Here is a 25,575-nt window from a genome sequence, read left to right on the forward strand (position 1 = left end):
GCGGAACATATACAGCATTTCCTGGCCGCGTTCCTCCAATCCAGTTTTGGCTGATACGTACGTTCCCTGGCTCTTTTTGGGCCCCCTTACACCAGCCAACAGAATTTTATGAGCTTCAGTTAGTAACCGTACTGATACTGGTAAACCCGTGGGAGACTGGATCTGCTGTCTAACATATTTGTATGCCTGCAAATAGTTCGTTACTCTCTTCAACATCATTGGCATTTGCCACTGATAACCCGGCTTCATTATCGAAGACATCTGTTAGGGTTGCCTGAGTGCCCTCTATTTGCGAAGTGAGGAGTGCTTCTCTGCGTATCGCGCTATAAATCAGCCATTCTCCGGACGCAACCAGGCCTGACATCCCGTCCAACTTGGCCAATGCCAATTCAGCTTTATTGTTAAGGTCACGATAGGATTCAGGTTCAAGGTCGGGCCTCGCTGGAGGCAACGCTGCAGGTATAAATGAGTGTACCTCCTCATTATGGCTTTCAGTGACTACGTAACTGCCTGTAACTCTATTCATTAAAGATTCCTTTAATAGCGCCGCATCTAATTAAAGATTTCTTTAATAACATTATTGTGGATTAAAAACATCTTTAATTATCCCTATGCGTTTAGCATCAAGGGTTAAAACTGACATAGGGACATATACTCCCTATGTCCAAGGCTTTCCCTGAGAAATTTTTCGTCCTCGTCTTTCTTACTCATTTAAGAAATACAGATTAACGTCAGAATAATTAAAGTTCTGCCCTCTTGCTAGTCGCCCCTCTGACCTTAAAACAATCTGCCCTTAAAAACCTCCTCTAATATTTCGCATGCGAAATGTGTATTATATATTATCGGTATTGATATTTTATTTTTAATGTAATATAATTAGCCATATAGAGATACGGAAGGCCGTATCTCTGCCCGGCGTAACGCCAGTCTCACAGGAGATATCAATGCATCTCGTCAATACAGTTACAAACACATTTGAATCTGACACCACGATCATCGAAATGGCTAAACAGATACTCCAAGGCCGCATGAAGGTTCTGGATGTGACTTTCAATTCCAGTCAGTCTGTTAAAGATTTTCTGTCTTTGGATTTAGCCGCAGAGGAGAGAGAAGTTTTTGCGGTCCTATTCCTTAATACTCAAAACAAGCTGATCGAATATCGTCGGATGTTTTTTGGTTCCGTGAAAAGCGTCGATGTTTATCCGAGGGAGATTATTCGTGCAGCAATGACGTTGAATGCCAGTGCGTTCATCCTTTCTCATAATCACCCTTCAGGTTATTCAGAGCCAAGCGAAGAAGATCGTCGCGTAACGGCTCTAATTGAAAAGGTCGCGGCAATGCTGGGTTGAGTTACTTGATCATATCGTCGTCGTACGGAACTACGGTTTCTTTTGCTGAGCGTGGTTGGCTTTAATTTTAATTTTGCCGCCCTTGTGGCGGCTTTAGGAGTGTTAAATGGAAATGCAGGCAGTTTACGAAGTCACCCCCTGCACTCTTAGAAAGAGTGTCTTTTACCTGTTTCGTTGGGCTGGGTTGCACCAAATAAAACAGAGCTCTCTTTTGTGTTAACCCAGGCAGGCATGAGTATCCAGGAATTTGCATTACTTATGGATGTTGATCAGAACTACGCTAAGAGCTGGCTGGAAACAGACCATAAGGTGCCTTACGCGCTCTGGTCAGTGCTTTGTGTTTGCGCTGGTTATGGACAAATTTGGAGATGGAAGAGTTAGAGATTTCGCATGCGAAATCATGCGTGTTATTTTAATTATCTATATTGATAATTAGATGTAATGTGAGTTATAATACTCACACAGCGACGGAAGGCCGGAGCTGTACCTAGGCGAATACGCCATACTCAAAGGAGCAATTCATGTCTCAGTCTTTGCAAGAACGTAAAGTAAGAATCTTATCAACACGCCCTGAGCTTTCAGCTTATCTCATTGATATTCCTTCTGATATCGCTGCGCGCGCTTTTCACAATGTATCGTTCTCCCCAGAACAACGTGGCTTAGAAATACAGGTGGAATATGCCTCACGCATTACAGAACAGAAAACCCGTATTACGTTAGAGATTGAAAATGCGATCGCCCGTAATGCGGTGATCCAGGCAGATTGGCCAGAACAGCTGGAGGAGTGGTTCGAGACTTACCGGCAGCGCATGAAGGTTTTGTTTATGGGCTACTTGGCGACCATGTCTACCTGTGCAAGCCCTATGATTACAGGCCCTGCCCGTTTCCCTGTAGAGCGTCAGCGTAAACGTAATGCTTCAGCCGATAATAAGTACGCGGCCGTTACTGCTTATACGACACATTCCCCTAATCGTTTCCTGAAGCGAGTCATGCCTTTTGGCAATGGCGTTGCTATCGCCTCTAATGCTCCGAACGCCAACGAGCTGCTCATCAGTAAGTTGAATGACCGTATTAAGCTTCAGGAAACTATGAAGGCAGCCAACAAAATTGTCGGAAAGGTTTATAAGAAAGGGTCTCCTGCAGGGGTATCTGCCGAAATGAGAGATCGTTGCGCGCAGCAGTTGGTAGACGAGCTTGCCATCCCATTAGATGAAGCACTGTCCATGCTTAAGTCATCCGATTATTCCGCAAAAATCATCGCGTTCTGGCCCTATCAGCTTTCAAACAATAATCAAGAAATCCGCCGGCTCGAACAGCGGGTGAAGGACGTAGAGCGTTTGCAGCAGGCTGCCCCCGAAATTGCTCAGGTATTGGGAAACGGCATCGAGATACGCAAAAGTGATGACGGCAAAATCGAGATCCATTTTGGATACAAGCCAGATGCAGAAGTACGCGACTTTTTGTGTAAGAAGGCTTTCAAGTTTTCCCGCTATCGTAACAATACGTGGGTTCGTCGCATCAGCGTCAATGCAGTTGCGGTATTTACTCGGGAAGTTAAGCCTATGCTTGAAAACTTACCTCAAAAATAAAATATCGGTGTTGATATCTAAAGATTGAAATGTTAACTTAAGTATTCAGGTGGGCGGCCACCTGAATACTCAGGCATACGCCAGGCTCAAAGGAGAAATCATGATAATCGAAAAAATATCCCTGCTTCTACGCACTAAATTCTCTCTAACTCGATTCGCGCTGTGTTCTTTTTCTGTTCACGGCGATATCTAGCTACGCCATCCAATCACACTACATATTTCGCATGCGAAATTTCAAAAGGAAGTAACGATGAGCATCAATCAGGCTTCTGCGCTCGGTAAAGTTATCGTTGTTGGTAATCAGAAAGGTGGCGTAGTTAAATCACAATCGTCTAACGAGATCTCTTATAACCTCCAGCAGTCAGGCTTTAAAACTCTTTGTATCGATATGGACTGGACCGCCGGCTTTACCGAGCGCACTTTTCCAGAAGGAATGCCGTTAGAAATAGAGCGTGAACCTTTCAAGCATGAGTTCACACCGGGCGGCGCCCACACGCATCAACTGTTTTTCATAAATACTGACGTTCAGCCCATTGTTTTGGCTGATGGCCGCCATTTTATAGGTACCACCTATGAGTTGAACGAGATCAACTATCGCCCGACTGATTGCATCTTCGATTTCAAAGATCGCGTTGAAGCGCTTCGGGAAAAATATGATTTCATCGTTATCGATTCTAACCCGTCGTATTCAAACGTAATGATAGCGAGCCATCTTGTGGCCGATTATTTGATCATCCCAACGTTGCTTGAGAAGTCATCACGAAATGGCGTGGCCAAGCAGCTGGCTTACATGCAGAAAATCAAAAAGAACTACAACCCGCGGCTGTCATTCCTCGGCGTATACGTTACTCAAGCTGTGGTGTCGAATTACAAGAAAGAGTTGCTTGAGGGACGGTTCACCGCAGTAGATACCGAAAACCTCCGGATGCTGTTTGAGATCCTTCAAAACAGTGGATACGACGATTCAAAAGTATTGGCGTATATCTCTTACGTAGCTACCACAGCAAAAGAAGCGATAGAGCTGGGTCTGACGTTTAAAGAGTACTCGCCTAACTCGTTACCGGCTAAACAGTATGACGAACTGACTCATAAGCTGGTGAAGCTGATCCAGGAGGCTGACCGTGGCTAAGAATTTCAAGCAGCAAATTGCCGCGCGCAATAAACAAGGTGCTCAACAACCCTCGGTACCTGGCGTTCAGGAAAACCTGATCCAGCGAGAAACCGCGGCCGCTCCCGCAGCTGCAGGCGGCGGACATAACTTACTGTCAGATATCGCACGTCCTGAACTGATTGCCGGTGGCCAGATAGTACGGGTGCGTTTAAGCGAAGTGTATGCAACGGAGCAGGTGCGTCCAGATGAGGATTTCGAAGAGTCGACGTTAGAAGGACTTTCAGACACTTTCTCTGAAGTCGGTATTCTCACCCCTCCTCGGGCTTTTCCGCGCGATAAGGACGGATACCGCATTTGGTTAGGGGAAACACGTGTCCGGGCAGCACGACGCCGCGGGGATGAGTTCATCGATCTTTATGTAGGCACGCCCCCAGATGATGACAAAAAACGACTGCTTGGGCAGCTGATTGAAAACTTACACCAGTCAGGATTAAAGCCACTGGCTACAGCTAACTCAATGCTCAAATTGAAAAATGACTGGGGTATGACTGGGGAACAGATAGCTAAGTCACTCGGTAAACCGACGGCATTTGTAAGTAAACACATGCGCTTGTGCGATGCGCCGGCGGTGATCACCTCTCTGCTGAAAGACAAGATCACTGCTGATGTAGATTTAGTTTATACACTTTGCCAAATCTACGACGCGGCGCCTGAGGAAGCATCTCGTTTAGCGACTATCGCCAGACAGGAAAAGCTAACGCGTTCGCAGGCGAAATCAGTTCTGGATGGGATTAAGGGCCGTAAACCTAAACAGGCCCCTAAGACAAAAGAAAAACCGCAGTTAACAGACGATCTGAAACAGGATGGCGAGCAGCACGAGCCTGATAACGAAACCTTAACAGGCAATGCGCAAACTTCTGCCGATCTGCATCAAGCTGATGTTGTCGTACCATCAAGCGATGTTCGTGAGGGGTTGCCAAAAGTAATGGTTACCTTAGGTCAGGAGCATGGCCATATTCTCCTGAAAGTGCCTGCAGAAAGCGACATGATTTGGGTTCAATTTCCATCCGGTGAAAGATGCGTTGAAGCGATTTCTTTGATTGTCCGGGGAGTGAAGGAAGCATGACTATGAAAATAACCCCGTTTACTCAAATGTCGGGCGCTTTCCGCGCCCGAATCGTCAAAACCTGGCACATCTCATCCGAGCATAGCCCGGCTGAAGCAGCTGCACGCCTTAATGACATCGCGGTGGATAATGGCTTTGTCCGCCGGTTGAAGCCTGTGCCAGGAACAGCATTGGCAGAATGGGGGAAGTCAGGAGTTACTCCTCTATGGGCCGCACTCGCCGCGCTCGTGTTACTTTTGCAAAATGGGTGGCGTCCTGTCGCCGATGAGGAATGGGCTGGTTTTGCTGCACTTTATATTCAGCTTTGTAAATCTAAAGAACTTACTGCTTTGCTTGAAGGCCTGCCGGCGTCCATCGATCGGCCGTTGGCAACTGGATGGATATGTGCGGCCATTGAAGAAGATGAGCGCTACCGCTTAACTAAGAAGGTGGCTCCATGACGTTCATGCAGTTGGAAAAAATCTTGTTGGAGACGGGTAGAAAAAGTGATGGTCGAGCTCTGATTGCATACCTTCTGGACTCCTATGATGCAGGAGTTACTGATACCGAAGCGGACTCAGTTGAAGCAGAAACCGGCCTGAAAAAAACCAACATCTCTGCAGTGGCTAAAAAATTAAGCGAAGCCAAAGTGATTGAGATCCTGTATTTAGATACCAGCGTCGAGGGCTCGACGCTGTCTGTTCTAAGGAACGGTCGCTGGTCAAAACCATTCTATCGGCTAACCCCGCAAATTTTATCGTTGTATCGCCGTGCCTGAAGTAATGATGGGACCAGATTTCGCATGCGAAATCTGTCTACCCTATTTTTGCTTTCGGAAGCTCGTCCCATCTTGTTGTGTATGCGGGTGATAGCATCTCTCTTCTCATTTGCCACGCAGGTTCAATTCCCTGGCCTGCGAACCATATTCTCCCAAGCCCTTCCTGATTGATTTTATCCACGACCGACATTAATGCCTCACTGCCTGGACGTGGGGATTGGTCATCGAAGAGAGATAGCTGTGCCAACCGCGTAGGAGAAAAGTCATTAAGCATGACGCCGGCTTTGGCGTAGCGAAATCCAGGCTTCCAGATTCTGTCAATGATGCGCTGGGCTGCAGCTATTATGTCGCGTGAGTCTTGCGTTGCTGTGAGAAGTTTCTCTGTGCCGGATAGACTACTTTGTGGCTCATTCGCAAAAGGTGACGTTCGCATAAATACAGAAACATGCCGGCAAAACTGTTTCTCCTGGCGAAGCTTTTCTCCGGCTCGCTCGGCATATCGACAAATAGCCTGCCTCATTTCATGCTCTTCTGATATTCGTTGGCCAAAACTACGGCTGCAGATAATTTGCTGCTTCGCAGGAACCATCTCTTCCATTGGTATGCAGCTTTCTCCTCTCAGTTCCCTGACAGTGCGCTCCATCACCACGCCAAAATTTTTCTTTATAAAGCGGATATCTGTGTCAGCCAGCTGCAGTGCCGTTTCAATCCCCATGACGTTAAGTTTGGCTGTTAACCTCCTGCCGATCCCCCATATTTCACCTATGGGTTGGAGTGCGAGTAACTTACGTATCCGAATGGGGTCAGTAAGGGCCACAACTCCTTTCGTTGCGGGCCATCTTTTGGAAGCATACTGGCAAGTTTTAGCTAAGGTTTTCGAGGGTGCTATGCCCACTCCAACCATTAACCCCGTATGTCTGAATACTTCGTTACGAACATGATGACCAAAGCTGTCAAAAGATTGAACGGCATCGATGCCCGTTACGTCGAGCCAGCTCTCGTCAATAGAGTAAACGCTTGATCTTAATGCCAAGGATTCTAAAACCGTATGCACGCGCGCACTTAAACTCGCGTAAAGAGCATAATTTGAACTAAAAACTGCAATATTATGTTTTTTAATATGCGGCTTTAGCTCAAAATAGGGCATTCCCATAGGGATTCCTAAGTTTTTAAGCTCTTTCGACCTGGCTATAACGCAACCATCATTATTTGACAAAATTGCTATAGGTCTACCGCGTAAATCAGGCCGAAAAAGGCTTTGGCAAGAAGCGTAAAACGAATTGCAATCTGCTAATGCAAACATTGTCTTACCCGCGAGTGCTGTGAATTATGTACGTTACAACGCCAAATATCTCCAAGCTGTCCGGATTAACAAACATTGTTGCATAATCGGGATTCATAGCCTCTAAAGCCAGGCGGGGGTGTGTGCATAATCGTTTAACCGTAAACTCACCATCGATGGCCGCCACAACAACATCACCATGTCTCGCAGTCTCCGCTCTATCAACAACCAGTAAATCCCCACTACTTATTCCTGCCAAAATCATGGATTCGCCTTCTGCACGAATGTAATAACTGGCACTTGGGTGTTTGATGCAGTATTGAGTTAAATCAAGCTCTTGCTCAACAAAATCTGCAGCAGGACTAGGGAATCCACAAGGGCAACTATCTAAAAATAGAGGGATTTTCGATGGTATTTCATTGCTTACTGTGAATATTTTCATTATTGCACCAAAAAAAACTACTGATTATATATACAGTATTATGGTGTCGGATATTCCTAGATAGCAAGTCTGAGGACGGAGGTTTTTTTATTAGTCTGTTTTACATAAAGAAATAAATACTACAAATTTTGGGTAATTGGGCGTCCTGTCGGCTGTCGTGAACAGAGCCAGCCGAGCTGTCTCTGCCCCTGCGGGCTTTGCCCGCGGGCTTCCATCCTGACGCAACACCTTTAGCTCAAATGACCGCTCGTAAGCCTCAGCGAGCTGAGGCACGCCACGATACAGCTCGCCAGCTCGCAAACGTGGGGCTTCGCCAGCGGCATATTAATCACGGAGCACGTTGTTCGATTGCCTGGCTTAGCAGGACGAGGGGCGGGCTGAGTGGAATATATACATTAGTGACCGCTGTCGCGGGCTACCGGCGGCGATGGACACCGAGCATTAATATCAGCCAGCTGCCGCCTGCAAAAGAACATCCAGCTCACCTAAGCGATCTGATGAAGGGGGAATTCAATAAATGGCAAGGTAGTAAGATTTCGCATGCGAAATTAATAATGTTTATTTTATATTATCAGCATTGATAATATAGTGTATTTAGCGGTATAATAGACCCTTAAGGACGGAAGGCCGCCCTTACATCCGGCATAACGCCAAACTCAAAGGAGTCTTCAAATGAAAGATGCAGATATCGTTTTATTACCATCAGGAACCTTTACTCGCGATCAAGCCGAGGCTGTTGCTGCTGCTTATAGAAATGTGGCTATTGAGGATGATCAAGGGACTCATTTCCGTTTAGTAGTACGCGTATTTGGGCAAATGGTTTGGCGTGCATGGAATTTTGAGCCTAACGCAGGAGAGGGGCTTAACAAGTACATCTCCAGCGAAGGCGTGAAAAACCAATAAGTCATTAAGTTGCCGGAGGCTTAGAGCCTCCGGTATGCCCAACAAATACCTGAGGAATTATCATGTCAAACTCTAAAAAAACGACGGCATCCAAATCAGCTAAATTGTCCCCGATAGTGAACCGCGAAGAGCAAATCAAAGTTACAGAGCAGGCTTTGGTTAACGTGCCGGTAGAAATGGTGCCATTTAGCCAGCTGGCTCTGTCTCCACTCAATGTGCGCAAAGCAGAACCGGATCCGGTGAAATTGCAAGAACTGGCCGACACCATCAAAGCCGTGGGCGTCCTGCATAATCTTATCGTGCACCGCCTGCCCGAGGGTCAGCTGGGTGCCGCCGCCGGTGGCCGCCGTTTCCGTGCGCTGAATATCCTGCTTGTCGCGGGGGCGATCGCGCCGGATTACGCCGTGCCGGTGAAAATTGTCGGCGACGACGTGGCAGAGGTGATTTCTGCCATCGAGAACTTGCAGACCGAAAGCATGCATCCGGCTGACCAGATCATGTCGTTCGCCCGCATCAGTGCCAGCGGAAAAACGGCGGCAGAAATCGGAGCCGCGATGGGCTACAGCACCAAACACGTTCAGAAATTCCTGCGACTTGCAGGGATGGCTCCGGCATTACTCGCCGAACTGGCTGAAGACAACATCAACGTTGACCAACTGGTGGCTCTGTCTGCCAGCGAAGACCACGAACGTCAGCAAAATACGTGGAAAAATGCCTACGGCATTTACAAAACACCAAAGGAATTACGCAATGAGGTGCTGCGCGGCGAAGTGGCCGCCGTGGGTAACCGCCTGCTGGAGTTCGTCGGACGTGACGTCTACGAACAGGCGGGCGGCGGGTTCCGCTATGACCTGTTCACCGACGAAGGGTTTATCAGCGATACCGTACTGCTGCAGACCCTGACCCGACAGAAACTCACCGAAATCGCCGTCGGTATCGCGCAGGCAGAAGGCTGGTCATGGTCAGAGGGGCGAAGCGAGGGCGTTACCACCTACGGTGAAGACGCTGAGCTTTACCTGCTGCTCGGACAGCCCAATCCGGCGTTTACCGACGAACAAAGTACGCGCATGGCCGAGCTGGGCAGGCAGCTGGACGAACTGTCAGAGCAGGACGACGGCGATGATGCTGACCATGCCGCACTGGAACAGGCTGCAGACGCCTGTCAGGCAGAAATGGACGGCATCGAAGGCGCGGCGAAAATTCGGGCATGGTCTGACGATGTCCGTGCCCGAGGCGGGGTGGTGGTGTCACTGCTGCGCGGTGAACTGTCCGTGCGTCGCGGCATCATGAAGCGCTGCGACCTGCCGGAAACTGAGCGTGATGGCAATAACAGCGGGGTGACCCCGCACCTCAGCAGCACCCGTACCGAGAACAGTACGCCGGAGGTTTCGCCAGCGAAAACGCTGTCTGCCGTACTGGCCAAAAGCCTTTCCAGCGAGCGCACGTTAGCCGTACAGGCCGCGCTGGCAGAGCAGCCGCAGATGGCACTGGTGATTTTTGTCCACGACTGCCTGAAATCCACTTTCAACCACCGGTCTTACACCGCCTCGACCCTCAAGGTGACGCTGCATGCCAAAACCGGCCTGATGCTCGACAATGCGCCGACGTCTGCCGACGGTCTGGCCATGCAGCACCTTACCGCGATGCACGACGCGTGGCTGAAGCTGCTGCCCGAAGACTGGCATAAAAGCTGGGACTGGCTGCTGACGTGGGATACGCAGCAGCTGATTAATGTGATGGGCTATTGCCTGGCTAAAACGCTCGACGGCGCATCAGAACGTCTGAGCGACAAAGACGGCAAAGCGGGCAAAGACCTCGAACCGGTCGAGGCGCTGCTGAACTTCACGCTGCGCGACTGGTGGTTGCCGACCAAGGCAAACTTCTTCGGACGCATCAGCAAGGAGCAGATTGCTGACAGTCTGCTCGATGCCGGACTGAGCGGGGCGTCGCGCGATGTCCTCAAAATGAAGAAGGGCGACGCCGCCGAACGGGCTGAAGAGGACATCACACATACCCGCTGGGTGCCTGATTGTATGTTGCCGGTCATTGCGCCAAGCGCCTTGCCGGAAAGTGACTTGGTCACGGTAACCGACGCCGAAACCCCATCTGAAACCACCGGCATTGCCGCCTGACAGGGAATGCCGTCCCGTTAAGGGACGGCAGTTATCACCATGACTAAGAACGAAATATTAACATTTGCCAAAGTACACGCGATGTCCGGCAGTGAGCTGGAACAGTACGCAGAGCGCGGGGAAACCGACCGCAGCCACCTGAGCCGCGAGGTGGTTCGCCAGCTCCATCTGCCGGAGGGTTGGGCATGCGATATCGAATACCGCAGTGAGTTTGGCGGCGATGCACCGGTCAACGTCAGGCTGTCACCGCTGGCGTATCCTGCGGTCACCGTCTGTCTGTTCAGCAGCAGTGCAGACGTGCCTTTCTGGCGGCTGTGCCTGCCGTTTGATGAGGGGGAGAGCGTGGCGTGGATTTACTGCTCGGAGACGTTCGACCCTGAGCGTATCTTTTATACACTGCAGAGGGTTGCGACGCTGGTGTCTGCCGGTTTCACCACCGCCGAACGTCTGGCCGCCGCCTTGCGACAGACGGGAGCCGCGGTATGATCCCCCGTCATTTGTCTCTTGTTCCGGTGAACCCGTTTCAGCGGGCGGCACTGCAGGCCATCATCGAGGTGGAAGAACGTCGGCAGCGCGGTCAGTACCCCTACGCGGTGGCATTGCTCCGCCAGCTGCGCGGCGGGGGGCAGGACGCATCGGTGCGGCAGACGTGCGCCGTGCGGCGTCAAACTACAATCCGAAAGACCGCGCCGGTGAACCCAAAGCGCGCTATCTGGCGGCGCTCGATAAGTTGATCGAAAGCCGTGGCAGCGTCTGCCCGCTGCCGCTGTCGGGCTGCGCCGTCGGCCAGTATTTCCCGCAGACCGCCTACCGGCACGCCGAGCGTCAACACCGGCGATGGGATGTGGGCTACCGCCGCAGGGAAAACCAGCAGGAAAAGGCGCGGCAGCAAAAGCGCAGGCGGTATCAGGTCGCGGTGGCACAGGCTGAAATCGAACTGGCGTTCGTCACGCCGTCAGCACTCGCCGCATGGTACAGCCAGCAGGAAAAACGGGGCATCTACGATGACGACCTGACGGAGATGCTTCTGGGGTGGGGGCAGAGGTATACAGGCCTGCAGGTCAGGGGATTTTGCTCAGGACAGCCGCTGTGGGCGATCCTCGATGCGCTGGGAGGCGAACTGACAGAACGGTCGGTGGTTCAGCAGCGGCTCGATGACCAGACGTTGCCTAACCGGCTGAACGATATCCGGAGGTGACCGATGTGGCGATATCCCCTGCGTTGGCATTATCCGCATATTCCCTGTTCGGGTGCTCCGGTTCTGGTGTCTGAATATGTTTGCGAAGGCACGACGACCGGAATATTTCAGCGGTAAATAATGTCTTCCCTGCCCCCTCAATGCCGTGGTTCGCTGCGGCATTTTTTGTTCACTGACGCCTTTTATCGCAGCTTGCAGCGGCAGATGCCGCGCCGCTGGCACTGTCCCCGCCAGGGCGGGAACGTTAAGGATGTCGCGTTGCGCCGCCTTCGTTGTTCCTGGTCATTCTTGGTGCCGTAGTCCTGCCCGACTGTCGCGGCCTGAACCCTAAAAGTTAGCGCCAACCCCGTGCCCGCACTGTAGACGTGCCGCCTCCCTTCAAAGGGTTCGTAAACCTGCCTTGTCACCCGGTCACCGGTATTCACGGCGCATTCAGCCCGTTCATACCAGCGCTGCGGCTTCCGCGTCAGCCCTTTTTTGCTCGGCCTATGGCACGTCTGTCGTGGGGGCACGGCGCCGGCCGGTTCCGGTTCTCTGTATGTGGAGTGTCGCTATGTCCCGTTTTGTGTTGGGTGATTGTCAGCAGGTTATGTCAACTTTTCCGTCCCGTTCCGTCGATTTTATCCTGACGGATCCGCCGTATCTCGTCGGGTTTACCGACCGTTCCGGGCGTTCCATTGCCAACGATAAGCAGGGGGACTGGTTATTGCCGGTCAGCCGCGAGATGTTCCGGGTGCTCAAGAATGACAGTCTGGCGGTCAGTTTTTACGGCTGGAACCGCATCGACCAGTTTATGGCCGCGTGGAAAGCCGCCGGGTTCCGGGTTGTCGGGCACCTCGTATTCACCAAAACCTATTCGTCAAAGTCGGCTTTTGTGGGCTACCGGCATGAATGCGCCTACGTGCTGGCCAAAGGCCGTCCGCCGCTGCCGGAAAACCCGCTGCCGGACGTAATGCCGTGGGCGTATTCCGGCAATCGCTACCATCCGACAGAAAAGCCGGTGTCTTCCCTGCGGCCGCTGATCGAATGCTTCACGCAGCCGGGCGATATTGTGCTCGACCCGTTTGGTGGCAGCGCCTCAACCTGCGTGGCGGCCGCGCAGTGCGGGCGTCGCTGGATTGGCATCGAGCTGTTAGAGCAGTACCACGCGGCGGGCGTGCGCCGTCTGGCAGAATTTCAGCGTCCGCGTTCCGATATGCCGGTTTCAACCTTTCAGCAGTTCGGGAGTATGGCATGAGCAACTATCAGAATAATATTGATTTGCGCGTGGATGTGGCGGCGCTGGCAAACGCAACGTTTGAACTTCGCGAGCAGTTCCGGGCGTTTGAGAAGAAATACTTCTGGGGCAGCGAAGAGTTAACGCAGCGCCTCGCCGGTCAGGTGATCAACCAGCTCAGCGCGCAGATGCTGGAAATCTATAAACAGGTGAACGAACTCGACCACGCCTTTAAAGACTGACAGTAGCAGCATGGCCCCGCGCGGCGGGGCTATAGCCTGCATTCGCTTTTGCCAGGGCGAACGTCAACGGCCACTGAACAGGCGCTGCTGTGGCTACGCCACTGCGGCTGCCCGTTCTCCCAGATTGGAAAATACCTTCCTATGGAATGAAAGGCAGAGCCTGATTTCTGACTGTTTGCCAGTGAATGATCGTTGATGTTTTCATTATCCTGCTGTGGCTGCTGTGGCTGCTGTGGCAGGAGTTCGTCCTTTCCCCACTCGTCCTGAATATTTTCTCCCGCATAAGTCACACACGGGACATGGCCCCCTTCGGCTCATGACCAGCAAGCTGGTCAATCGTCGAGCCCGACTGCGCTAACCGGCAAGGACAAGCCGGTAAGCTCCGCGTAACCCCGCTGGGGTTACGGCCTACGGCTAGGGTCTGATGGCAACGGCCAGGTCAACCCCCGCAGCCGGCTTCGCCGCCGCACAGACACTGGCCGGTAAACCGGCCGCTAAGGAAGGGAGTAGTTCCGCCCGTAGCCTCAGCTAACTGAGGCACGCCCCCTACAGCTCGCAAGCTCGCTAAGGGGGGCTTCGCCAGCGTCATTATACGTATGGCGTGGTATTTAAGCCCGTATGGCTTAGCAGGGCGAGGGCGGGGAGAGTGCGATATATGCGCCGGAAACCGCTGTCGCGGGCTACCGGCGGCCTTTGACGAACTCGGTTTATGTAACACCGTTGCCGCCTGCAAAAACGGCTTAGGATAACTCTGCTCGTTTAGGGTAGAAGTGAAGTCTCAGAAGGCGAAAAAACGATTTCGCATGCGAAATATTTTATGTTATCAGTGTTGATTGTGAGAATAAATGGAGTATAATTAAGTACATAGAAGCACGGAAGGCCGCGCTTCTATTCGGCGAAACGCCAAACTCAAAGGAGTCCTATATGTTTTTACCCGAAATCAATGAGTTCGATAATCCCGATCGTTCCGAATGGAACTCAGACGCGGAGTCAGTCTATTGGCAGTTGCGTAGCGAACAGTCTTACACCGAAATTAAGGAAATTACTCTAAAAGCATTTATGGACGCAATTGCGGTGATGTACCCGAAGGACTGGCAGGGGGACGCGAATTGCGAATCTTTCAAGCTTGCGGAAATGGTGTGCGGCGACGTGACTGACATTTACGCGAAAGTTGGGGATCGCTATTTCACGTTCTGCGACAAAGCCACTATTACACACTCGTCGATCATCAATCGGATCACGCGGGAGATGGGGCTATGAATAACACCACCAACAAACACCTGCGCATTTTGCGGGAACCTCTCAAAAGTCAGGACATCGCTGTGCCGCTTAAATCGCTGGGCCGTCACATCGCCAAATGCCTGCGCAAACGCCAGTCCGTCAGGGTGCCCGCGATGCGGGCGAGTGAACTCGGACAGGTGCTGCGCACGCTGGAACTGAAACGGGCTTACGCCTGATTACCTTGCCGCCCTGCGGGGCGGCAATTCAATGACTTTGAGGGGAACATGATGAGTAAACATGAAATAGCGATAGCGGATTTTGAAATCAACGGACAGCAGGCGGGGGAGGTGATCCCGTCCGTTTCGATTGACCGCATTATTGCCCTGCGTGAAAGCGGTCTGAAGCAGTTTACCGACGCGCTGGCGTTGCTCAGTTCTGCCCGCCGATTGTTTCTGGATGCCTGTAATGTCAAATCACTTTATGGCTATGACATCTGCGTGAAAGACGCCATTAACTGGGAAAGCCAGCCGAAGCGGGCGCAGGATGCGATCAGAAAAACGATCGACGGCAAAATCTGGCACAGGCTGATGCTTGAAACCGGCATGTATACCCTGATGAGCACCCGCCAGCGCGATGAATGGGACAGGCAGGTATCGGGCGAAAATATGCCTGAAATTACGCTAGATACGGTGCTGGCGACGTTTAACCAGCTTCACGTAAGTAAAAATGACACTTTTGAGCAGGGGGTGATCGACCTGTTTAAATCGCTGTCATGGGATTACAAAACTAACAGCCCGTGCCGGTTTGGCAAAAAAATCATCGTTTCCCGCCTGATGGAAAGTTACAGCAGCGGCCGCAATTATCTCGGCACGCCTGGGCGGTCAAAGCTTGATGACCTGACCAAAGTGTTCTATCTACTGGAAGGGCGCAACGTGCCTGATCACCGCGTGTCTGAGGGGGCGAAATTCGGGGAGTATTTCGAGCGTGAGGGTTTTTCCGGCGCGGTTTACGAGGCGGAATATTTCTCGATGCGTTATTACATGAAGGGAACGGCGCATATCACCTTTAAACGGCCTGAACTGGTAGACCGTATAAACGACATTGTTGCCCGGCATTATCCGAATATGTTGCCGCCGAGGCTTTAGACCCGAGCGATGGCGGGGGAGACTCCGCCAAATTTCGCCGCCGTTAAAACCTTTTGCAGGAAACTGCTGCGGCTGCGCCGCGGCGGTTCCCCCCGCATTTTACAAGCTTGTCCAACCTGATGCGCTATCTCTTTTCCCCCTCATTATTCTTTTCCTGGTACGACTCTTTTTGGTCTTCCTGCTGTAGCTCTGGTTTTCCCTCTGTTTCTTCCTTCTGTGCTGAGTGTCCGGCGACATGTTCCGGGACTGGGCGTCACCCTGCGGGCACGGCTGTCGTGAACAGAGCCAGCAAGCTGTCTCTGCCCCTGCGGGCTCTGCCCGCGGGCTTCCATCCTGACGCAACGGCGGGCTTGCAGCGGCCAAAGGCCGCGCCGCCTGAACTGCCGGTGATACCGCCACCTGCGCTAAGGCCGCCACGACGTTCCGTCGTGGCGGCCTTAGCGCATCCGTTCCTGGTCGTTGTTTTCATCACGGTTCCGTTACCGCGCGGGGGGCTAAACCGTAGTGCTGTCTGTGTGCAAAAACAAGGGAGGATAAATGCCGCAAGCGGCCCCTTGTTTCTTGCCCCCATCCCTCACTACGGCGCCCCTGCCGCGAGATAACAGACCGTTAGATGATTTTCACAAACAGGAGAGAACCCGCATGCACACACATCACGTCAACGACAACACCGCCACAAGAAAAACGCCCGAAAGATGTGCGCAAATCATCAGCGTTATCGCCGAACAACGCGCTTTATTTCGTCGTCTTGAAAGTGTGGGGGATCTGCAATTCCAGCGTGAACAGGAAGAAAAGGAAGTCGATTCGTTAGTTGGCCAGCTCGCTGAAAACGTTCTGATATACGGCGTGACTGACTGGTCATGCAGAAAACCGAAGATTTTATGGGATATCGCCAGTTTCTGGTTTGCGGCGCAGCGGGTGGCTATCCGCGTATACGGGCAGGCCGGGCGGCTGGCGGTGGAAAATGCCCGCCACGACCTGGCTCAGATGCTGATGCATGAAAAATACTATTGGGACGCAGAACGCAGTCCACGTAAACCGTAATTCATTCATTTTTCGATTTAAGGGGAGGCGTTCCCCTCTATTTTACCAGAGCTAAAACATGATCTCGATAAGTGCGCTTTCACAAAAATCAGTAACCCGTACACCGGTTGTCGTCGGTTCTGTGGTAACGACAAATTTATATTGGTTGGGGCGCGGCGTGGTGTATGAAATTCATGGAGAACAAAGGCCGGATACGGTTAAACCCCTGGGCGGCGGCGTCGTTATTTCCGGTGGTCACGCGGAATTTGACATTGTGCATGACTGCGGAAAATTCAGCCTCCGCCTGCCGGAGTGTATTTTGCGCGGCGTACAGTGGGACGTTTTAGACGAAATAGCCGACGCGGAAGAAATTCACCGGCTATATGTGAACGCGAAAGAGAAGGAAGCAGAGGCAAAACGTGAGAAAGAGGAAAATACCACGCGATTTAATGCTGAAGTTGAGCGGTTAAGAACGGCTCCCGAATATGCGAAACTCGAACAGGGAGAGTGCAGCAGCGGAAAGTTAGCCGCAAAAAATATCCGTAAGGAGCTTAAACAGTTTACCGGTGTAAAATTCTCTGTGCGAAACCCTCACTATGGTTCCGTTGATGTGAGCTGGGAAGATGGCCCGACGTGCGAGAAGGTGGACGCCGTGATAAAAAAATACAAAGACGGACATTTTAACGCCATGCAGGATATTTACGAATATTTAGAAAGTCCCTTCAACAAGGTCTTTGGTTCGGCAAAATATCCCGATTCTCATCGTACCTATTCCGATGCAATGGTTGAGAAAGCGATCGCGAAAATATTGCAAGAGTTTCATCTCGGCTATGATACGCCGCCGACGGTCTCCGAATTCAGAAGCGGGATTCTGTGGTCGGAAAAACGCGAAGTATTCCTGCACGGTTTGCAGTCAAAAACTCATCAGGTATTAGGTGAAATTGAGTGAGTACATGGGGTGGCATCTGTCACCCCTCTATTCTTCCGTTCGCTCGAATACAAGTTAGTTCGCACTGAGCTGGTTCTCTATAAATCCCCGTAATTCACGATGTAAATACAATATTTTCCATCACCTCTATACTCAGAAGTAACTCTGTTGTTCAACCGAAATAATCATATTTACGCATCATAATTTCAGATTCATTCAGTAGCAGAGTTGCTGATTTTTTTTGCTGAACCCATTCTGGATTTCTTAGGAGAATTTAATTTTTCCTTTCTGATAACTTCCTGAATTGCCTTCTCGGTAATGCGAATATCCACCAGTTCAAGCGCTGATTTTATGTCAGCAGCACTGTACCCTTTCTGGGTTGAAAGCATGACGATATCCTTACTCAGTGATGAAAGAAGGTCATCACGAGAAATTCTGTTTGGTGATAAATCAGGTAGCGCTTCTAACTTCTGCTTTGCCAGATTCAGTTGTTCCTGTGTGAAAAATTTCTGAATAGCCATTGATGTAAACCTTTCATGATATTTGAAAACACCATTTCACCCCAAACCCACAGACCTTTCCAGTTTTTTCATTCCCTTTGACGTAAATTCAATTTTCATATATGCAGTGGCAAATTCCGTGAAATGATAGTAAAATAAGGGACAGGAAATGTTTTGTCATTACCGTCTGCACGCAGACAGCCATGACAAAACTACTGGTCAGGGCTTCGCCCCGACACCCCAGCACCGAGTTAAGGTTGAGTTATGGCTAAAAGTGAAAAGCGTCAGAGGAACACATTAATTCAACTTCGTTGTACTGAAGCTGAGGCAGAGGCCATCAAAAAGAAGGCGATGGCAGCAGGGATTTCAACGTCAGAACTGTTGCGTCGTTCCGCAATGAACCGCCGGATTATGGTGCGAACGGATATCCGAATGATGAATGAGCTGAAGCGACTGGGTGGTCTTCAAAAACATCTGTATTCCCAAATGCATGAAACCATGACAACTGAACTTAGCCGTCAATTCTCAGAAGTTCTTTCCGGTATCGTCATTGCAATCAACGCTCTCGACATGACACCTGTCCCAGCAGAAGAGATTAAAGACTGATGAACGTTATCATCCCGACAAAGCGTCGCGACAAGAAAACCAGCTTCAACAAGCTGGTGTCTTATGTCAGCACGCGTGCCGAAAAGAAAGAGGGTGACGTGGTATCCGCAGAGATTTCGAATACTCATGTTCCGGGCACAGAGTACGTCACTACTCCTGGCTTCGGACGTCTTATCAGTTATGTTGGCCGGGAAAGCCAAGAGTCATCAACTCAGATTATCAGCATGTCACCAGAGGGCATTCAGCGAGTGCTCTCTGGTGAGGTGCTGTGTGAAACCAACTGTTTTTCTTTAGGGTCAGCAGCCGCAGAGATGAACATGACGGCGATGCAAAACCGTCATTGTAAAGATGCCGTTTATCATTTTATTCTGAGCTGGCAGGGTGATGAAGACCCGACTGCGGACGCTATTTTTTCCAGTGTTCGCTATAGTCTGGAAAGCCTCGGTATGAAAGACCATCAGTACGTCGCTGCTATTCATCGGGACACTGACAACATTCACTGTCATGTGTCTGCTAACCGTGTTCACCCGGAAACTTTTCGCGCACAAAATATGTGGAACGATGCGGACACTTTGCAGAAATGCTGTCGTGTACTGGAACGTGAATTGGGCTTTAAGGTTGATAACGGAAGCTGGAATATGGATGAGTATGGTGACCTACATCGTGCCCGTCGAAATATGCCAGCAGTACCCCGTGGTGCTGCCAAACGTGAGATTTTTTCAGACCGTGAAAGTCTTCATGGGTACGCCGTTCGTGAAACCCGTGAGGCCATTAGTCATGTAGATGAAAATGGCCGTCTGGACTGGGTATCTTTGCATAATTTACTGCACACCTCAGGGCTCGGATTACGTGAACAGAATGGTGGATTAGCCGTCTATGATTTGATTCGACCGGAAGGCATTAGTGTCAAAGCATCAGACGTTCACCCGGCTATCAGTCTGCCTGCAATGGAACAGCGCTTTGGTGGTTTCCAGGCGGCACCGCCGACGTTCAATCCTGAATGCCCTGAAGACGGTATCGTTACAATGGATACAGTTTATATGCCGCAGCTGCATGTTCGTGACCAGGACATCCGTCGTGAACGTCGCGAGGCGAGGGCTGTTGTGCGTGAAATTCTTCGCGCTCGTTTTGACGCATATCGCGCAGGTTGGGAGAAGCCAGACCTGCGCGTTCGTGCCCGGTTCCATCAAATTTCGTCACACTGTATGGCGATGAAATCTCACGTACGGCAGAGCGTCCGTGACCCGTTGTTACGAAAACTTCTGTATCGTGTTGCTGAGTTTGAAAAAATGAAAGCGATGGCTGAGTTACGCCTGCAACTCCGTGAAGAACGTAAGGAACTTGCGGAAACCGGAACGGCGCGTCCGCTCACCTGGAAACACTGGGTAGAACGTGAGGCACTACAGGGTAACGTCGCTGCCGTCAGTCAGATGCGTGGCTGGGCATATCGGGATAAACGTAAAACACGTCAGCAGGAAAAAACAGTTGGCCAGCCTAACGCGGTTGTACATTTTGGACCAGCCGATGACGCCCCGTTGTTCCGTTCAAATGAACATGAAACCCACCTTCTACGTGACGGTACAGTTTGTTATCTTCGTGGTGGCCAGCCTGCCGTTACGGACTTTGGTGATCGCGTGGAGGTTTACGTTTCTTCAGATGCTAAATCCGACCGTTTTAATAATGATCTGGCTGCGGAGCTTACTGTCTGGAGAAGTGGTGATCATGCTGTAGTTCAGGGTGAACCAACAGCTGTGAATCGGGTGCTTTATTCAGGTGTCGTTCGCAACCTGAACAATGATGACGGGCGTCATTTCAAGGTTAGTGACAGCAAGCAGCAGGCGAGTGTCATCGCTACGGAAATCCATTATCGTCAAAGCGATGTCATAACAGAACAGCACAGAATTGAAAGACAACCACGAGACGATGAGAATAACCAGCCGTCTATAGCACTACCACGACCTTGAGGGATTTGATGCGAGGCACATAGATATATCAGTATTTATAAGTCGCTGATTGCACAGGGGTTGGAGCCTGTACAACCAGCTAACCACAACAACCTTACTAGGAGGCTGCAATGGCTGCCATCGATCCTATTCAATTTTCACCTTTGCGCAAGTTTTTTCCAGAATTGACTGAAATACAATCAGTACACGTTTGTATGTTGGTCTTCGGGGGAATATCCGTTGAAGATATTGCTGAACTCAGAGAAGTTACCTCGGATACTGTTAAGGAATCCCTCAACTCTACTCAGAAGCGTCTCGGTGTCAGCTCAATGAAATTATTGCGTGCAATAGTTATTAGCAGGGTACTGATGAGTATTTCGCTGTATTTGTATAATGAAAATTGAGTTAATTATTATTTAAACTCAAATTTAAAAATCTCAATCTTCCTAAGCCTGCGAATTTTGCAGGATTTTATTTATTAATTAATATTTTCAATGAGATATATCACCCCCCTATAAAAAGGGGGGTTTACATAATTAGGAAAAATCCTATCTAATACTTACATTGCTAACACAAACCATACAGTTGCTCACGGGAATGCATTCATGCCTGCTCACTATAATAAAAAAGGGATGTCGGTCCTTCTTAGACTGACTCCTGAGATGACTAAAATGTTAAGTGAGGCTGCTGACCGTTCTGGCCGCAGTAATACCCGTGAAGCGTATGTTCGTCTCGAAGACCATTTAAAGGCTTTTACCGATCTCGCCACACCAGGGCGCCGTTTTACTGCCGAAGGCAGCGATACAGATAAATAATCTCTCTTGCCGGCATTTATAATGCCGGACTTTTTTTGAAACTTTATTATGCGCACTCTCACGGGTACGCAGGGTGTCCCATTATCTTTTCCCGGATGCTCGCTCTTTAACAACGTGCCCGTTTAATCCTGATCTCAAGGTCCTCTCTTGCCGGCATGCATTGCTAATGTGCGGAAGATGTCCGGAGGCTAAGTCATGGCCTGCCACACATCAGGAGAACCCGCCGGAAGGCGGGGCGGTGTAAAGAGCGAAACTATTAACTAATTTGTTTTTTGCGCTCATTTCACTGGCCGGGACAACGCGAAGTCGGAATTGTGGTGCGTTACCGTTATCCCCCTACGTACAAATTCGATGTATCCATTTCATGTCCCGGGGCGATCCGTCGGGCAACCTGTATCTGGAGACGATTAGCACTGCACTATCGTGCGGTCGTGAACGGGCATCCCTGATGGTATCAATCCACATACGCTAAGTGACAAAGAGCATTCTGTGCAGGCCCACTCCTTTGTGAGTGGGTCGGCCCGGAACCGCTTACGCAGTATATCTTTCTGCTTTATCTGTTGCCCAGGTTGGTGGGTAGAATTTGAGGTGAAATATGAAACTGACAAAAAGAAAACGTGAAGTGTTGCGCACGAAGTTTGGTGGTTGCTGTGCCTTCTGTGGCAGTGATCTCCCTGCCCGCGGATGGCACGTAGAAGACATCGGGGAGGTGTATGTTGACGACGGTATTGCTCCCGTCTGCACTGAGTGCCACTCTTCACGCGGTAATGCCTCTCCCGAAGCGTTTCGCTCCATGCTTGCCGAACAAGTAGAGCGAGCAGAGAGGCACAGCATCAATTTTCGCACAGCTCTGCGCTTTGGCCTGGTCAGTCCGACCCTTACCCCTGTTAAATTCTGGTTCGAACGGTGTATCGCTGAGCGCTCAGAATCCACTTCAGTCTCTTCTCTCAACATTAGTTCTGCTGCCTGAAGGCAGGTCATTCAACTACTATTTATTTTGGGAAATTTCAAATGAACCGAGTTTTAATGCGGCGGGCATCACTTTGCCTCGCATTGCTATCACCACTGCTCGTTGCGTCATGCTCTACATCTACTCAGGGTTTACCTGCTGTGCCGGTGGCACAGCAGTGTGCAGATTGTGTATTTTTTCAAGTTAAGACTTGGTTTTTTACGCCAGATTCAGCAGCAGGGATGCAGGATGTTTTACGGAGCTTGCAGAGTATTTCTCCTTCGTCGCTAAATGAAGGGGATAGACTTCGAATCATTCCTCGTTCACATGACCGTGCAGTTCCGGGGATTTTCAGTGAACATGGTAGAGTTGATTTGATAACTGAAACCTCATCAGTAACTACTCCTGGGCACCCTATCCCCTTCGTCACGGGGTCGTCGGCGGGAGTGTTCACCGCAGTACTCAACCCCTTGCCTTTTTCTGGCAAATTCCCCTTGAACTTCGTCAGTTTCGAACTCAGCGCAAACCTGCCCGAAGGAGGAAGTGCCATACCTGTGAATAAGGTATTTAACTCGGGCCGGATTAAATTTCACAATGGCGAGTCGCTGCTTCTCATCCAGCAGGTCAAAGACAAGTATGTCGTCTGGCTCGTTCGTGCCGACTTTCCCATTTGAGGTGAGGGTGGGTATTTTCAGAGATACGATGTTCGCTCAGTTGGAAGGGGGCGAGTTTTCAACAGACGAGATTGTTATCGACTAACCCGCCCCGGCGGAGTTTGCCGTTTTTGGAGGGATGAATTTCTTATGAAGTAGCAAAACGGGAAGACCGCAGGCGAATGTCAATGCAACAGTCATGATGTTGCCCTGAGTCGCTAAGTTTGGCGAGCCTGTGTAACGACGGGTCAAGGTTCCTACATCAAAAATAGTTCCGGTAAAGCAGCACGACAGCCAGACGTGCACCGGTTATCAGCGGCGATTGAGCGACAGAAGACTCAAAGGCATGAGCGCGGTCACTGCGAGAGTGTGGCGCAATAATCTGTTGCAGACTCTCCTGCGTTAATCCATTTACAGAAACATCCCCTGCATCTCCGGAGTCACTTCTATGTCTTTTACCGAACGGGCAGGGCTGTTTCCGGTCCTGCTGTTGACCGGCTGTGCGTCACCGGCCACCGTCACCGGACCGCCTTCAGGCAGCGTGGTGGACGGCTATCTCACGCGAAGCGCCGCCGATATTAGTGCCATGCAGTATCGACTTCACCAGAGCGGACCGTCCGCACAGCGGCCAGTTTCGCCTTCAGCCGCTAAACCGTTAACGCCGCTGTTGTCTCGACCTGCGTTATTTCCCGCGCCTTCCATCAAACCGTCTGTTGTGAGCGTGACGCCGCCTAGTTCAGGTGCCGGTCCCGCCGATGGTTTCGTGCGGCTGGGGGGCGCTGCACCGACGCTGCGTTCTGCTCTGCGAAAAATCGTCCCGCCCGGACATACGTTGGTGTTTGATAAGACGGTCTTCCCCGACTCGCCCGAATTGTGGCAGTGGTCGGGTAATGATCGTTGGGTGAACGTGGCGAACAAACTGCTGGCCACACGCGGTCTTAAGGCAACCATCAATGAGGCCGGTCACACGGTGGCCGTTGAACCGATACAGTCCGCTCAGTCAGCAAAAATCACAGGTAAAGTTGTCGGCACACCGATGTTGGTCGGGCCGGTAAAACCTGCGGACTTAGATCCTCATAACCGAAATCCGTTCCGGGGGGCGTCTTCTCCCCAGGTGAATGGCGGCGTTGTTAAGCCGGGTTCCTTTGTCCAGGTCAGAACACCTGCGCCTGCCATGAAAGTCTGGAAGATAGATAAAGGCTCCACGCTCCGGCAGGGATTTATGCTCTGGGCCACACAGGAGAATTGTCGGCCCGAAAAAGGCAAATGGACGGTGCGCTGGGATACGGGAACGGACTATCCGGTCGATTTTCCCCTGAACTTCACCGCCTCCAACTTTGAAGATGCAACGGCCCAGCTCTTTATCCTGTGGCGCCATGCGCAGGTACCACTCTTCGTTAATGGCTATCGGCAGCAGTGCCTGATAGTTATCAGTGACGGGAAATAAAGATGGAAAAATTTATTTATGATGCCGGGCACACAGTGCAGGGCAAATTAACGCGCGAAGCGTTTTCAGACCTGGTCGTGCAACTGCTGGCCAACAGCAAACCACAGGACGGTGACAATCCTCTGATGCGCGCGCTGCGCCTTTTCCTGTCCAAGCATGGGACTTATTGCGGGGGTTACCTGCTGTTACATCTGAGCAGGATAACGTGGTTGTGGACCACGCCGTTCATAAACCCACTTTGTGCTGAAAATGTGGTCATCGTTGAGGTGGACGTCATCGACGATGAGTTCATGGAGATGACCGTCAAAATCGGGGTTCCTGAAAACTACCCACCCTATCCCCCGCTTTTCTTTGATGAACGGTATACCGGGCGGGAACGGGTAATTTATCTCTTCACCCCTCAGGCAACGGAATGATTTCCCATGGCAAATTGTCGACGAGCAATATTGCATCGTTGGCGAATTTTGCTCTTTTCATTTGTAGCAGCGCGTGAATTGCAGGTGTGCGTCCGGAAGATTTATTTGTGGGCATGCACAGCGCGTGCGTGATCTCAGTACCCAGATGCAGATCACGTGGAATACGGCAACTTTGGGTAATCGGCAGGGAGTTGCTTAACTCCGTTATGTTTTCAATGTTAAACGAACCAGGTCTGAGCCTCCACTTGTTCATAACCTCGTCATAGTCTGTTTCAAGTTCAGCCGTATTCAAATTCATCCTGTAAATACTGAATGCGCTTTCCTGATGCTGGATAGCAAGCATGTTGCCGTAATGTATTGCCATCGCGGGGTTTACGGTCAGGTAAACATAACCCGGCGTTGTCTTCAACGCGTCACAGACATTCATAAGAGATCCTGCCTGGGCGAGAATTTTTCCCGTTCGCGTGATTTCCTTTGCGCGGGACAGCGTTGTGCCGTGGTACAGCGTCAGCAAGGTTTCCGTCATAGCCGTCTCTCTATTTTTCTCTTATTCCGGGCAAGCATACCCGCAAAGCCGGGGCA

The 25,575-nt window shown here is 50.8% G+C and carries 31 protein-coding genes and 1 pseudogene; 26 read left to right on the forward strand and 6 right to left on the reverse strand.

Features of this window, described 5'->3' with window-relative positions; all coding sequences use genetic code 11:
- Position 1: 1 nt before the first annotated feature.
- Positions 2-526: pseudogene (locus BV494_RS25035) on the reverse strand (Fic/DOC family N-terminal domain-containing protein); the annotation flags it as partial.
- 418 nt (positions 527-944) lie between these two features.
- Between BV494_RS25035 and BV494_RS25040 the strand changes: the two are divergent.
- The 6 genes from BV494_RS25040 to BV494_RS25065 all read left to right on the forward strand — a co-directional run bounded on the left by BV494_RS25040 (position 945) and on the right by BV494_RS25065 (position 5,932).
- On the forward strand, positions 945-1,349 hold the full coding sequence (locus tag BV494_RS25040) for a JAB domain-containing protein (RefSeq protein WP_104925485.1): 405 nt from the start codon (positions 945-947) through the stop codon (positions 1,347-1,349).
- A 521-nt stretch (positions 1,350-1,870) separates the two neighbouring features.
- Positions 1,871-2,938, forward strand: coding sequence for a hypothetical protein (locus BV494_RS25045; RefSeq protein WP_104925486.1), 1,068 nt, complete (start codon positions 1,871-1,873; stop codon positions 2,936-2,938).
- 250 nt (positions 2,939-3,188) lie between these two features.
- Positions 3,189-4,067, forward strand: coding sequence for a ParA family protein (locus BV494_RS25050; protein WP_104925487.1), 879 nt, complete (start codon positions 3,189-3,191; stop codon positions 4,065-4,067).
- Positions 4,060-5,175 carry a ParB/RepB/Spo0J family partition protein gene (locus BV494_RS25055; protein ID WP_104925488.1) on the forward strand — a complete coding sequence of 372 codons (1,116 nt, stop codon included), beginning with the start codon at positions 4,060-4,062 and terminating at the stop codon, positions 5,173-5,175. The genes BV494_RS25050 and BV494_RS25055 overlap by 8 nt, the downstream gene beginning before the upstream one ends.
- Positions 5,176-5,177: 2 nt before the next feature.
- On the forward strand, positions 5,178-5,615 hold the full coding sequence (locus tag BV494_RS25060; protein WP_104925489.1) for a hypothetical protein: 438 nt from the start codon (positions 5,178-5,180) through the stop codon (positions 5,613-5,615).
- Positions 5,612-5,932 (forward strand): hypothetical protein, encoded by a 321-nt coding sequence (locus tag BV494_RS25065; RefSeq protein WP_104925490.1) that lies wholly within the window; start codon positions 5,612-5,614, stop codon positions 5,930-5,932. Before BV494_RS25060 ends, BV494_RS25065 begins: the two co-directional genes overlap by 4 nt.
- A gap of 37 nt (positions 5,933-5,969) precedes the next feature.
- Here BV494_RS25065 and umuC read toward each other — a convergent pair whose 3' ends face one another.
- Both umuC and umuD read right to left on the reverse strand, forming a co-directional pair.
- A complete protein-coding gene (gene umuC, locus BV494_RS25070; protein WP_104925491.1) occupies positions 5,970-7,235 on the reverse strand; it encodes a translesion error-prone DNA polymerase V subunit UmuC in 1,266 nt (421 codons plus the stop codon).
- A gap of 4 nt (positions 7,236-7,239) precedes the next feature.
- Entirely contained in the window at positions 7,240-7,656 is a 417-nt protein-coding gene (gene umuD, locus BV494_RS25075) for a translesion error-prone DNA polymerase V autoproteolytic subunit (RefSeq protein ID WP_104925492.1), read from the reverse strand.
- Between the two features lie 672 nt (positions 7,657-8,328).
- Here umuD and BV494_RS25080 point away from each other — a divergent pair.
- The 10 genes from BV494_RS25080 (at position 8,329) to BV494_RS25125 (ending at position 15,713) form a co-directional block, all read left to right on the forward strand.
- Positions 8,329-8,559, forward strand: a complete 231-nt coding sequence (locus BV494_RS25080) for a DUF905 domain-containing protein (RefSeq protein WP_104925493.1) — start codon at positions 8,329-8,331, stop codon at positions 8,557-8,559.
- Positions 8,560-8,621: 62 nt separating this feature from the next.
- The gene (locus BV494_RS25085; protein WP_104925494.1) at positions 8,622-10,691 is read left to right on the forward strand and encodes a ParB/RepB/Spo0J family partition protein; all 2,070 of its coding nucleotides are present in this window, start codon (positions 8,622-8,624) and stop codon (positions 10,689-10,691) included.
- Between the two features lie 39 nt (positions 10,692-10,730).
- A complete protein-coding gene (gene psiB / locus BV494_RS25090) occupies positions 10,731-11,177 on the forward strand; it encodes a conjugation system SOS inhibitor PsiB (protein ID WP_104925495.1) in 447 nt (148 codons plus the stop codon).
- Positions 11,174-11,425 (forward strand): plasmid SOS inhibition protein A, encoded by a 252-nt coding sequence (locus BV494_RS26485; RefSeq protein ID WP_104925496.1) that lies wholly within the window; start codon positions 11,174-11,176, stop codon positions 11,423-11,425. The genes psiB and BV494_RS26485 overlap by 4 nt, the downstream gene beginning before the upstream one ends.
- Positions 11,326-11,889: a plasmid SOS inhibition protein A gene (locus BV494_RS25100; RefSeq protein WP_104925591.1), complete on the forward strand. Its 564-nt coding sequence runs from the start codon at positions 11,326-11,328 to the stop codon at positions 11,887-11,889. Before BV494_RS26485 ends, BV494_RS25100 begins: the two co-directional genes overlap by 100 nt.
- A gap of 553 nt (positions 11,890-12,442) precedes the next feature.
- Positions 12,443-13,126: a DNA methyltransferase gene (locus BV494_RS25105; protein ID WP_104925497.1), complete on the forward strand. Its 684-nt coding sequence runs from the start codon at positions 12,443-12,445 to the stop codon at positions 13,124-13,126.
- Entirely contained in the window at positions 13,123-13,347 is a 225-nt protein-coding gene (locus BV494_RS25110; protein WP_104925498.1) for a YubE family protein, read from the forward strand. Before BV494_RS25105 ends, BV494_RS25110 begins: the two co-directional genes overlap by 4 nt.
- A gap of 924 nt (positions 13,348-14,271) precedes the next feature.
- Positions 14,272-14,607 (forward strand): hypothetical protein, encoded by a 336-nt coding sequence (locus BV494_RS25115; RefSeq protein WP_104925499.1) that lies wholly within the window; start codon positions 14,272-14,274, stop codon positions 14,605-14,607.
- Positions 14,604-14,804, forward strand: coding sequence for a hypothetical protein (locus tag BV494_RS25120; RefSeq protein WP_104925500.1), 201 nt, complete (start codon positions 14,604-14,606; stop codon positions 14,802-14,804). The genes BV494_RS25115 and BV494_RS25120 overlap by 4 nt, the downstream gene beginning before the upstream one ends.
- A 48-nt stretch (positions 14,805-14,852) precedes the next feature.
- Entirely contained in the window at positions 14,853-15,713 is an 861-nt protein-coding gene (locus tag BV494_RS25125; RefSeq protein ID WP_104925501.1) for a DUF4942 domain-containing protein, read from the forward strand.
- A gap of 253 nt (positions 15,714-15,966) precedes the next feature.
- Here the strand turns inward: BV494_RS25125 and BV494_RS25130 are convergent, their stop codons facing one another.
- Entirely contained in the window at positions 15,967-16,182 is a 216-nt protein-coding gene (locus tag BV494_RS25130; protein ID WP_104925502.1) for a hypothetical protein, read from the reverse strand.
- A 173-nt stretch (positions 16,183-16,355) separates the two neighbouring features.
- On the opposite strand from BV494_RS25130, the gene BV494_RS25135 reads away from it, so the two are divergent.
- Together BV494_RS25135 and BV494_RS25140 are read left to right on the forward strand one after the other, a co-directional pair.
- Positions 16,356-16,757, forward strand: coding sequence for a hypothetical protein (locus BV494_RS25135; protein WP_104925503.1), 402 nt, complete (start codon positions 16,356-16,358; stop codon positions 16,755-16,757).
- A 58-nt stretch (positions 16,758-16,815) separates the two neighbouring features.
- The gene (locus BV494_RS25140; protein ID WP_104925504.1) at positions 16,816-17,685 is read left to right on the forward strand and encodes an LPD29 domain-containing protein; all 870 of its coding nucleotides are present in this window, start codon (positions 16,816-16,818) and stop codon (positions 17,683-17,685) included.
- 191 nt (positions 17,686-17,876) lie between these two features.
- Here the strand turns inward: BV494_RS25140 and BV494_RS25145 are convergent, their stop codons facing one another.
- Complete coding sequence (locus BV494_RS25145; protein ID WP_104925505.1) at positions 17,877-18,185, reverse strand: molybdopterin-guanine dinucleotide biosynthesis protein MobC; 309 nt, start codon at positions 18,183-18,185, stop codon at positions 17,877-17,879.
- 243 nt (positions 18,186-18,428) lie between these two features.
- Here BV494_RS25145 and mobA point away from each other — a divergent pair, with 243 nt between their 5' ends.
- The 8 genes from mobA (at position 18,429) to BV494_RS25185 (ending at position 24,993) form a co-directional block, all read left to right on the forward strand.
- Entirely contained in the window at positions 18,429-18,770 is a 342-nt protein-coding gene (gene mobA, locus BV494_RS25150; protein WP_104925506.1) for a plasmid mobilization protein MobA, read from the forward strand.
- Positions 18,770-20,734 (forward strand): TraI/MobA(P) family conjugative relaxase, encoded by a 1,965-nt coding sequence (traI, locus tag BV494_RS25155; RefSeq protein ID WP_104925507.1) that lies wholly within the window; start codon positions 18,770-18,772, stop codon positions 20,732-20,734. The genes mobA and traI overlap by 1 nt, the downstream gene beginning before the upstream one ends.
- A gap of 110 nt (positions 20,735-20,844) precedes the next feature.
- Entirely contained in the window at positions 20,845-21,117 is a 273-nt protein-coding gene (locus BV494_RS25160) for a helix-turn-helix transcriptional regulator (protein ID WP_104925508.1), read from the forward strand.
- A 201-nt stretch (positions 21,118-21,318) separates the two neighbouring features.
- On the forward strand, positions 21,319-21,528 hold the full coding sequence (locus BV494_RS25165) for a TraY domain-containing protein (protein WP_104925509.1): 210 nt from the start codon (positions 21,319-21,321) through the stop codon (positions 21,526-21,528).
- A 595-nt stretch (positions 21,529-22,123) separates the two neighbouring features.
- On the forward strand, positions 22,124-22,498 hold the full coding sequence (locus BV494_RS25170) for an HNH endonuclease (protein WP_104925510.1): 375 nt from the start codon (positions 22,124-22,126) through the stop codon (positions 22,496-22,498).
- Between the two features lie 41 nt (positions 22,499-22,539).
- Entirely contained in the window at positions 22,540-23,151 is a 612-nt protein-coding gene (locus BV494_RS25175; RefSeq protein WP_192938243.1) for a hypothetical protein, read from the forward strand.
- Between the two features lie 427 nt (positions 23,152-23,578).
- A complete protein-coding gene (locus BV494_RS25180) occupies positions 23,579-24,577 on the forward strand; it encodes a TcpQ domain-containing protein (RefSeq protein WP_104925512.1) in 999 nt (332 codons plus the stop codon).
- Positions 24,578-24,579: 2 nt separating this feature from the next.
- Entirely contained in the window at positions 24,580-24,993 is a 414-nt protein-coding gene (locus tag BV494_RS25185) for a hypothetical protein (protein ID WP_104925513.1), read from the forward strand.
- On the opposite strand, the gene BV494_RS25190 is transcribed toward BV494_RS25185, so the two are convergent.
- Complete coding sequence (locus tag BV494_RS25190) at positions 24,971-25,519, reverse strand: hypothetical protein (protein ID WP_104925514.1); 549 nt, start codon at positions 25,517-25,519, stop codon at positions 24,971-24,973. The two genes, BV494_RS25185 and BV494_RS25190, sit on opposite strands and share 23 nt — an antisense overlap.
- Positions 25,520-25,575: the final 56 nt, after the last annotated feature.

Origin of the sequence: Rahnella sikkimica, assembly GCF_002951615.1 — a bacterium.
GTDB lineage: Bacteria > Pseudomonadota > Gammaproteobacteria > Enterobacterales > Enterobacteriaceae > Rahnella > Rahnella sikkimica.

What these genes read in the sequence shown, in the direction of transcription:
- BV494_RS25040 (WP_104925485.1), top strand. Translation starts at nt 945, where the DNA reads ATGCATCTCGTCAATACAGTTACAAACACATTTGAATCTGACACCACG.
- BV494_RS25045 (WP_104925486.1), top strand. Translation starts at nt 1,871, where the DNA reads ATGTCTCAGTCTTTGCAAGAACGTAAAGTAAGAATCTTATCAACACGC.
- BV494_RS25050 (WP_104925487.1), top strand. Translation starts at nt 3,189, where the DNA reads ATGAGCATCAATCAGGCTTCTGCGCTCGGTAAAGTTATCGTTGTTGGT.
- BV494_RS25060 (WP_104925489.1), top strand. Translation starts at nt 5,178, where the DNA reads ATGAAAATAACCCCGTTTACTCAAATGTCGGGCGCTTTCCGCGCCCGA.
- BV494_RS25065 (WP_104925490.1), top strand. Translation starts at nt 5,612, where the DNA reads ATGACGTTCATGCAGTTGGAAAAAATCTTGTTGGAGACGGGTAGAAAA.
- umuC (WP_104925491.1), bottom strand. Translation starts at nt 7,235, where the DNA reads ATGTTTGCATTAGCAGATTGCAATTCGTTTTACGCTTCTTGCCAAAGC.
- umuD (WP_104925492.1), bottom strand. Translation starts at nt 7,656, where the DNA reads ATGAAAATATTCACAGTAAGCAATGAAATACCATCGAAAATCCCTCTA.
- BV494_RS25080 (WP_104925493.1), top strand. Translation starts at nt 8,329, where the DNA reads ATGAAAGATGCAGATATCGTTTTATTACCATCAGGAACCTTTACTCGC.
- BV494_RS25085 (WP_104925494.1), top strand. Translation starts at nt 8,622, where the DNA reads ATGTCAAACTCTAAAAAAACGACGGCATCCAAATCAGCTAAATTGTCC.
- psiB (WP_104925495.1), top strand. Translation starts at nt 10,731, where the DNA reads ATGACTAAGAACGAAATATTAACATTTGCCAAAGTACACGCGATGTCC.
- BV494_RS26485 (WP_104925496.1), top strand. Translation starts at nt 11,174, where the DNA reads ATGATCCCCCGTCATTTGTCTCTTGTTCCGGTGAACCCGTTTCAGCGG.
- BV494_RS25105 (WP_104925497.1), top strand. Translation starts at nt 12,443, where the DNA reads ATGTCCCGTTTTGTGTTGGGTGATTGTCAGCAGGTTATGTCAACTTTT.
- BV494_RS25110 (WP_104925498.1), top strand. Translation starts at nt 13,123, where the DNA reads ATGAGCAACTATCAGAATAATATTGATTTGCGCGTGGATGTGGCGGCG.
- BV494_RS25115 (WP_104925499.1), top strand. Translation starts at nt 14,272, where the DNA reads ATGTTTTTACCCGAAATCAATGAGTTCGATAATCCCGATCGTTCCGAA.
- BV494_RS25120 (WP_104925500.1), top strand. Translation starts at nt 14,604, where the DNA reads ATGAATAACACCACCAACAAACACCTGCGCATTTTGCGGGAACCTCTC.
- BV494_RS25125 (WP_104925501.1), top strand. Translation starts at nt 14,853, where the DNA reads ATGATGAGTAAACATGAAATAGCGATAGCGGATTTTGAAATCAACGGA.
- BV494_RS25130 (WP_104925502.1), bottom strand. Translation starts at nt 16,182, where the DNA reads ATGAAAACAACGACCAGGAACGGATGCGCTAAGGCCGCCACGACGGAA.
- BV494_RS25135 (WP_104925503.1), top strand. Translation starts at nt 16,356, where the DNA reads ATGCACACACATCACGTCAACGACAACACCGCCACAAGAAAAACGCCC.
- BV494_RS25140 (WP_104925504.1), top strand. Translation starts at nt 16,816, where the DNA reads ATGATCTCGATAAGTGCGCTTTCACAAAAATCAGTAACCCGTACACCG.
- BV494_RS25145 (WP_104925505.1), bottom strand. Translation starts at nt 18,185, where the DNA reads ATGGCTATTCAGAAATTTTTCACACAGGAACAACTGAATCTGGCAAAG.
- mobA (WP_104925506.1), top strand. Translation starts at nt 18,429, where the DNA reads ATGGCTAAAAGTGAAAAGCGTCAGAGGAACACATTAATTCAACTTCGT.
- traI (WP_104925507.1), top strand. Translation starts at nt 18,770, where the DNA reads ATGAACGTTATCATCCCGACAAAGCGTCGCGACAAGAAAACCAGCTTC.
- BV494_RS25160 (WP_104925508.1), top strand. Translation starts at nt 20,845, where the DNA reads ATGGCTGCCATCGATCCTATTCAATTTTCACCTTTGCGCAAGTTTTTT.
- BV494_RS25165 (WP_104925509.1), top strand. Translation starts at nt 21,319, where the DNA reads ATGCCTGCTCACTATAATAAAAAAGGGATGTCGGTCCTTCTTAGACTG.
- BV494_RS25170 (WP_104925510.1), top strand. Translation starts at nt 22,124, where the DNA reads ATGAAACTGACAAAAAGAAAACGTGAAGTGTTGCGCACGAAGTTTGGT.
- BV494_RS25175 (WP_192938243.1), top strand. Translation starts at nt 22,540, where the DNA reads ATGAACCGAGTTTTAATGCGGCGGGCATCACTTTGCCTCGCATTGCTA.
- BV494_RS25180 (WP_104925512.1), top strand. Translation starts at nt 23,579, where the DNA reads ATGTCTTTTACCGAACGGGCAGGGCTGTTTCCGGTCCTGCTGTTGACC.
- BV494_RS25185 (WP_104925513.1), top strand. Translation starts at nt 24,580, where the DNA reads ATGGAAAAATTTATTTATGATGCCGGGCACACAGTGCAGGGCAAATTA.
- BV494_RS25190 (WP_104925514.1), bottom strand. Translation starts at nt 25,519, where the DNA reads ATGACGGAAACCTTGCTGACGCTGTACCACGGCACAACGCTGTCCCGC.